The following is a 5,376-nucleotide window of genomic DNA, read 5'->3' as shown; positions in this document are numbered from 1 at the left end:
GACGGCGACATGCTGCTGCTCTACACCGACGGCGTCACCGAAGCCCGCTCGCCCAAAGGAGCCTTCTACCCCCTCACCGAGCGCGCCGCCTCCGCCCCCACGTCCGGGCCCGAGGCCCTGCTCCGCCACATCCACCGCGACCTGCTGGAGCACGTCGGCCACGAACCGGGCGACGACGCCGCTCTCCTGGCCATCGAACGCTACGGCGCTCACCACGTCTACCGACCGCACACCACGGCCAGCCTTCTCGACGGCCGGCGTCGACTCGACTCCGGCTCAAAGCCGGTTGCGGAGGACCGTCCTGAGCCCTTGACCCATGTGTCGTGATCGTCTTGCCGACACCCATCAGGGCGTCGACTCCGGCGGACGTGCCCCCCGGCCGTTTCCAGGCAGCCTGACTACGGCAAATGGGTCGGGGAGGTGGCGGAAACAACCGTTCTCTTCGACGCCGAGCCGGGCGGGGCGGAGAGGTTCCGGCAGAACGCCGCTGAGATCCAGGACGATGCTTCTTGCTACGACTTGCACACTTGGCGGCGGGTTCGAGCAGGAGGGGCGTGTCCGGCCTGCTGGACCGCTCTCAGCGCCTGCGGAGCAGCCCGTCACGCCTGTCCGCCGAGGTGGAGGCCAATATCAGGCTGCGGCCAAGTCGACGGGGCGGCGCCGGTGCAGCGCCTGACCGCACTGGGTGCTGCACTCTTGGCGCATGTGGGTGGGACCTCCTGGACAGCTCGTTTGCTTTGAGTCACCTCCACGGCGCCACGGGCACCGCTCCGCCTGGCCGGCGCCTGCTGCCAGGCACTGGCACGCTCACTCCGCATCGCATGGCGAGGGGTCTGTGGGACCCGTGAGCCGAGCGGACGGGGGCAATGCTGTGCACCGCTACACCATGGTGAGCCGGCGCTCGTTTGCGTTGCGGTATTCCGGCATGCCGGTGACGCATGCGGTGCGGCAGCCGAGTCTCGCCCGGCGCCCACCGTACGATCACGGCCATGGGAGAGCGGTGGTCTGCGGCGGCGCCGCCTCAGCCGCCCCGACAGGGCAGATGGCCGCGATTGACGTCGTCGCGTTTCCTGCCGGCGGTGGTGATCTCGCTGATCATCGCGGCCCTGGCCGGGCTCTTCGTCGGCGCCTACTGCTGGGCCATGGCCAATCCTGTACCGCATCGCATCCCCGTCGCGGTGACGGGGAAGTCGGTCGCGGGCGGCCGGTTCACCAACGCGCTGGAGACCACGCTCCGCACGTCGCTGGTCCTTCATCCGTACCCTGACTACGGCAGTGCCCTCGCCGCGGTCGACGCTCAGCGGGAGTTCGCGATCCTGCAGCGTCGACCGGCCGGGGTGGAGGTCGATGTGGCGAGCGCGGCGGGGGCGTCGGTCGCCCGGGTTCTCGGCCAGAGTGCCCCGGCGGTGGGCCGGGCCCTGGGCATCCCGGTGCAGGTCAGGGACGTCAAACCGCTTCCGGTCACGGACCCGCAGGGGCTGGCTCTCTTCTATATCGCCCTGGGGTCGACCATCCTCGGTTTCGTCGGTGCCATCCAACTCGGGGTGCATGCTCAGGCGCTGCGCCCCGCCGAGCGTATCGCCGCAACGGCCGGCTATTCCGTGCTGGGTGGCCTGTGGATCTGTGTCATGGCCGACTGGGTGCTCGGTGTGGTGCGGCTGCCGTTCGTCCAGTCATGGGGAATCTGCACTTTCACTATGATCACGGCGGGCATGATCTTCACCGCGTTCCACACCTTCCTGGGCCGCTGGGCGATGCTGCCGACGTGGCTGTTGCTGGTCATCCTCGGCAACCCCTCGTCCGGGGGTGCGGTGGCCTGGCCGCTGCTCCCTCCGGTCCTGGGCTTTCTGGGGCGGTTCCTGCCGCCGGGCGCGTCGGTGAACGCCCAGCGCAACGCCATCTACTTCCCGCACAACCAGCACGTCGAGCCGTATGTGGTGCTCGCCGTGTGGTGCCTGGTCGCCTTGTCGGTCTTCCTTGTGTGGCGTGCACGTCACCCCGCCAGCCGAGCGGCCGCACAGGCCGCCATGCCCGGCGTTGGATGAGCGCACTGCCGCATCGCAGCCGCCGGCGGTCACGCCCCTGACCGGCTCAGGCGAGGCGACGCGCTCCCTGCCCGGGATTGTGCTGGCTGCCCTCTCGCTCGTGGGCATGCCGGTCCTGTCGGCGGCCCAGCGCCGTGCCGGACGGGAACACGGCTCCGCCTCCGCCGTGGCCGACTCCAAGCAGACACTGCTCTGCACCTATTTGTCGGCGGTGCTGCTGGTCGGCTTGGTCGCCAACGCCGTGCTCGGCTGGTCGTGGGCCGATCCGCTCGCGGGCCTGGTCATCGCCACGATCGCGGTGAAGGAGGGGCGCGACGCCTGGCGTGGACAGGCGTGTTGTGCGACATCGGCAGCCGTGGCACCCAGCCCCGGCCGGCGGCAGGCGGACGCAACGGATGCCTACGGTTGAGTTCAGATTGCGACTGCTGCGGTTGACGGAGGCGCGATCCGCTTCGGCACGCCGGCCGAACGCTTTCCCGCGACGTCCTGCGTCGGCCGGGGCAGCGACTTCGCGGCCGTGGCGGTCCGCACCGGCGCCGAGGTGCTCAGTCGGAGGTGGGACCGGGGAGCCACGCCGAGTACGTTCTCGTGCCCGAGACCCAGGTGGTGCCCAAGCCGGCCACGCTCGGCCGGGAAGCGGCCGGGGCGCAGTACGTCGCGGGCGCCACCGCGTTGGCCGCCACGAAAGCGGTCGGCGTGAGCGAGGGCGAGGTGGTAGCCGCCCCGGCGGCGGTGGCGCCTACGGGGTGACGAAGTGATAGCCGGCGTCGAGCAGGCGGGGAAGCACCAGGCGCAGGGCGGCCACTGTCTGGGAGCGGTCGCCTCCGCCGTCGTGTTCGAGGATGATCGATCCGGGATGGGCGTGGGCCATGATCCGCTCGACGATGCACACGGTGCCCGGTCGTGACCAGTCGTGGGGGTCGACGGACCAGTCCAGCAGTCGCATGCCCATCTCGCGGCAGGTGGCCAGGGTCGGCTCCGACCAGGCTCCGTAGGGGGCGCGGAAGATCGTGGGGCGCTGGCCGGTGACCTTCTCGATCGTGTCGCTGGTGCGTTCCAGCTGGGCCCGGACGGTCGCGGCGGATGCCCGGGCCAGGTCGGCGTGGGTCCAGGTGTGGTTGGCGATCAGGTGGCCTTCGTCGGCCACCGCCCGCACCAGGCTGGGGTACGCGCTGACGCGGGCACCGACCTGGCAGAACGTGGCGGTTACGGCGTAGCGGTGCAGGAGGTCCAGCACCTGCGGAGTCCATTCGGGGTTCGGACCGTCGTCGATGGTCAGCGCGATGGCTCGCGGGCCCTGGTGAACGTAGAACTCCGGCCTGCCCGGCAGCTCGACGTGGGCCGGCTCGCTGGCGTGAGAGTCGCCCGGATGCGTGGGCTTCACGATGTCGGGTGCTGACGTCCCTGTGTGTTCAGGCGTACCGCCAGGGGCTGTGCAGGCGCTGAGAAACATCAGTCCGCCGACTGACAGCAGGGCCCGGCGGGTGACATGTGTACTTCCTGTGCTCTCCATGCCATGTGTAACGGCATCACCCCGTACGGTGGTTGCGCTGTATGTTCATGGCCGTCCGGCCGCCGCCAGCCGTCGGCCGCAGTCCGGGCACACCCCGGACAACTCCACCGTGTGCCGGACGTTCGCGAACCCGCAGGTCCGTGCGATGGTGTCGGCCCATTCCTCCACCGGGCCGGAGTCGACGGGCCGGCTCAGGCCGCACTGGGTGCAGATGAGGTAGTGGCGGTGTTCCGGTCCCGGGCGGTAGCGGAAGAGGCGTTCACCGCCCGTGTCGCGGATCATGTCGGCCCGGCCGGCGGCGGCCAGCGCGGTGAGGGTGCGGTAGACCGTGGACAGGCCGACCGGTGAGCCGGCGGTGGCGAGCTGGTTGTGGAGGGCCTGGGCGCCGACGAAGCCCTCGGCCCGGATGAGTGCCTCGACGACGACCGTGCGTTGCTGGGTGTGGCGGCCGATGAGCGTGACGTCGGCCAAGGGGGTGGGGGCGTGCTGTCGCTCGCGTTCCATCGGGTGCCTTCGCTCATGTGCCGGCGGGGACGGCGGTGCTCGTACGAGGGCTGGAAGCGGGCCGTCGTATCAGGAACGTCGCGGCGTAGACGGCCGTGGCGACGCCCATGATGGCGAAGCTCGGGGGCATCTTCGGCACGGCGTAGGAGGAGAACAGTCCTGCCCACATCTCCAGGACCGCCAGCGCGGCGGAGAGGGCGAGTGCCCGGTAGGGGCGGTCGGTGAGCCGGATCGCGGCGCCCGCCGGGGCGGCGAGCAGGCCGAGCAGGAGCAGGGAGCCGACCGCCTGGGTGGCCTCGGCGGCGCTGATGCCTGCCAGGGCGAGGAAGCCGTAGCCGAGCAGCCGGACCGGTACCCCGCGGGCGGCGGTCACGGCCTCGTCGAGCGTGGCGAACAGCAGCGGCCGGGCGTTGAGGACCACCATCAGCCCGACCCCCGCGGCCACCGGGGCTGCAACGACCGCGCTGCTGGAGGAGATACCGAAGACGGAGCCGAACAGCACGCTGACGCCGGCGGTTCCGTTCGCGGTGCTGCGGGACGTCGTGTAGAGGGTGATGAAGAACACGCCCAGGCCCAGGATCCAGGAGAAGACGCTCCCGATGACCACGTCGTCGGGGCGGGCACGGCGGCCGAGCGTGCCGAAGAGCAGCGCCATGGCGATGGTGGCGGCGAACAGTCCCAGGCGCAGGTCCGCGCCGAAGGCTAGGGCGGCCATCGCGCCGGTGAAGGCGACGTGGCTGAGTGCGTCGCCGGTGAAGACCTGGGCGCGCAGGACGAGGAAGTAGCCGACCAGGCCGCATGCGGCGGCGATGGTGGTCCCGGCGAGCAGGGCGTGCTGGAAGAACGGCTGGGAGAGGGGGGAGGAAGCTAGCAGGACGGTCATGCGGTCGCCTCCGCGGAAGTGAGCCGGGCACCGGTGCGGCTGCCGAGCAGCGTGTGCAGTGAGCGCCGGCCCAGCGCGAGCAGGTATCCGACGAAGGCGATGGTCGTCACGAAGAAGCCCAGGGGATAGGGCCAGTAGTAGGCGCCGGTCAGCCCGAGCCAGGTGGCGGCGAAGGCGAGGAGGACGGCCAGGAGCAGGCCCAGCGCCGGGCGGGGGGTGATGACTTGTGCGGTGGCGGCCGGGATCACCATGAGGGCGAAGACCAGGAGGGTTCCGGTGATCTGGCTCGCCTCGGCGGTGGCGGCGCCGAGCAGGACGAGGAAGACCACCGACAGGGCGCGGACCGGCACCCCGCGCCCGTCGGCGACCTGCGGGTCGACGGACGCGAACAGCAGCGGCCGCCCGATCAGCGCCAGCACCGCGAGCACCAC

The 5,376-nt window shown here is 71.0% G+C and carries 7 protein-coding genes and 1 pseudogene; 4 read left to right on the top strand and 4 right to left on the bottom strand.

Going from position 1 to position 5,376, the window contains the following annotated elements:
* From ACWDEN_RS47775 to ACWDEN_RS47760, 4 genes and pseudogenes are all read left to right on the top strand, one after another.
* The coding region (locus ACWDEN_RS47775) for a SpoIIE family protein phosphatase (RefSeq protein WP_450864393.1) at window positions 1-327 on the top strand (327 nt) is incomplete at its 5' end.
* 662 nt (window positions 328-989) lie between these two features.
* Window positions 990-2,045 (top strand): ABC transporter permease, encoded by a 1,056-nt coding sequence (locus ACWDEN_RS47770; RefSeq protein WP_450864391.1) that lies wholly within the window; start codon window positions 990-992, stop codon window positions 2,043-2,045.
* Between the two features lie 25 nt (window positions 2,046-2,070).
* A pseudogene (locus ACWDEN_RS47765) lies at window positions 2,071-2,480 on the top strand (cation transporter); the annotation flags it as partial.
* Between the two features lie 120 nt (window positions 2,481-2,600).
* On the top strand, window positions 2,601-2,795 hold the full coding sequence (locus ACWDEN_RS47760; RefSeq protein WP_450864389.1) for a hypothetical protein: 195 nt from the start codon (window positions 2,601-2,603) through the stop codon (window positions 2,793-2,795).
* Here ACWDEN_RS47760 and ACWDEN_RS47755 read toward each other — a convergent pair.
* The 4 genes from ACWDEN_RS47755 to ACWDEN_RS47740 form a co-directional block, all read right to left on the bottom strand.
* Window positions 2,785-3,429, bottom strand: coding sequence for a polysaccharide deacetylase family protein (locus tag ACWDEN_RS47755; protein ID WP_450864387.1), 645 nt, complete (start codon window positions 3,427-3,429; stop codon window positions 2,785-2,787). The two genes, ACWDEN_RS47760 and ACWDEN_RS47755, sit on opposite strands and share 11 nt — an antisense overlap.
* 174 nt (window positions 3,430-3,603) lie before the next feature.
* Window positions 3,604-4,062, bottom strand: coding sequence for a Fur family transcriptional regulator (locus tag ACWDEN_RS47750; protein WP_450864385.1), 459 nt, complete (start codon window positions 4,060-4,062; stop codon window positions 3,604-3,606).
* A 13-nt stretch (window positions 4,063-4,075) separates the two neighbouring features.
* Window positions 4,076-4,945, bottom strand: a complete 870-nt coding sequence (locus ACWDEN_RS47745) for a metal ABC transporter permease (RefSeq protein WP_450864383.1) — start codon at window positions 4,943-4,945, stop codon at window positions 4,076-4,078.
* On the bottom strand, window positions 4,942-5,376 hold a 435-nt coding region (locus tag ACWDEN_RS47740), incomplete at its 5' end, for a metal ABC transporter permease (RefSeq protein ID WP_450864381.1). The genes ACWDEN_RS47745 and ACWDEN_RS47740, both read right to left, overlap by 4 nt.

This window comes from Streptomyces sp. NPDC001153 (genome assembly GCF_053598315.1).
This window is presented reverse-complemented; position numbering and strand designations above follow the sequence as displayed.

Coding starts and splice junctions, on each gene's coding strand:
- ACWDEN_RS47770 (WP_450864391.1), top strand. CDS start 990: ATGGGAGAGCGGTGGTCTGCGGCGGCGCCGCCTCAGCCGCCCCGACAG.
- ACWDEN_RS47750 (WP_450864385.1), bottom strand. CDS start 4,062: ATGGAACGCGAGCGACAGCACGCCCCCACCCCCTTGGCCGACGTCACG.
- ACWDEN_RS47745 (WP_450864383.1), bottom strand. CDS start 4,945: ATGACCGTCCTGCTAGCTTCCTCCCCCCTCTCCCAGCCGTTCTTCCAG.